This is a genomic window from Streptomyces sp. NPDC058052, assembly GCF_042885515.1.
Classification (GTDB): Bacteria; Actinomycetota; Actinomycetes; order Streptomycetales; family Streptomycetaceae; genus Streptomyces.
In genome coordinates this window covers 1-1,096 of record NZ_JBHVRX010000101.1, presented here as the reverse complement: position 1 = coordinate 1,096, position 1,096 = coordinate 1, and the positions used below count along the sequence as shown (strand labels likewise).

At 34.4% G+C, this 1,096-nt stretch carries 2 protein-coding genes; both read left to right on the top strand.

All coding sequences use genetic code 11. The annotated features are described in order from the left end of the window. The coding region (locus ACFVU3_RS40215) for a transketolase C-terminal domain-containing protein (RefSeq protein WP_390073732.1) at nucleotides 1-242 on the top strand (242 nt) is incomplete at its 5' end. Between the two features lie 12 nt (nucleotides 243-254). Then, on the top strand, nucleotides 255-1,096 hold an 842-nt coding region (locus ACFVU3_RS40210), incomplete at its 3' end, for a biotin/lipoyl-containing protein (RefSeq protein WP_390073731.1).

Genomic DNA, 1,096 nt, shown 5'->3' with positions numbered 1-1,096 from the left:
TTTATCGTGCTAAACAACCGGGCAAGGTTTTACTCGTTACAGAAGATAATTTAGAAGGTAGCGTTATGTCAGAGGTTTCGGCAATTATAGCAGAACATTGCTTATTTGAACTAGATGCACCGATTATGCGTTTAGCTGCACCCGACGTTCCATCTATGCCATTTTCACCTGTCTTAGAAAATGAAATAATGATGAGTCCTGAAAAGATACGAGAAAAAATGCGCGAATTAGCGGAATTCTAAGGAGGGTATCAATTGGAAATTAAAATGCCTAAATTAGGTGAAAGTGTTCATGAAGGTACAATAGAACAAGGGTTAGTTGCTGTAGGCGATGAAGTAGGAGAATATGAACCTTTATGTGAAGTAATTACAGATAAAGTTACCGCTGAAGTACCTTCTACAGTTTCAGGTAAAGTTACCGAACTTATAGTTAATGAAGGAGAAACAGTAAGCGTTGATGCAGTAATTTGTAAAATCGATACAGGAGAAGAAAGAGATGATATAGATAGTGAGACAGAAGCAAATCATTCTTATGAAGAACAATCTTCTAGTCATAAAAAAAATTTGTCTCAATCGGAAATAAATGAAAATACTAATGATTCATCTTTACAACCTAAAAATAATGGTCGTTTTTCACCTGTTGTCTTCAAATTAGCTTCTGAAAACAACATCGATTTAACTCAAGTAGTGGGTACAGGTTTCAGTGGACGTGTCACTAAAAAAGATATTGAAAAAGTAATTAATAATCCTGAAATGATTGAAAATACAACTAGCAATTCCACTAGTAATCAGAGTCAAAACAACCAATCATCTCAACAAACTTTACAATCTCAAAGTCAATCTGAGTCCGATATAACATACAATCAAGGAAGTACAATTCCTGTTAAAGGGGTTCGTAAAGCAATTGCTCAAAATATGGTGACAAGTGTTACTGAAATTCCTCATGGTTGGATGATGATAGAAGCTGATGCAACGAATTTAGTTAAAACAAGAAATCATCACAAAAACACATTTAAACAAAACGAAGGTTATAATCTGACATTCTTTGCATTCTTTGTAAAAGCTGTAGCTGATGCCTTGAAAGCACATCCTTTACT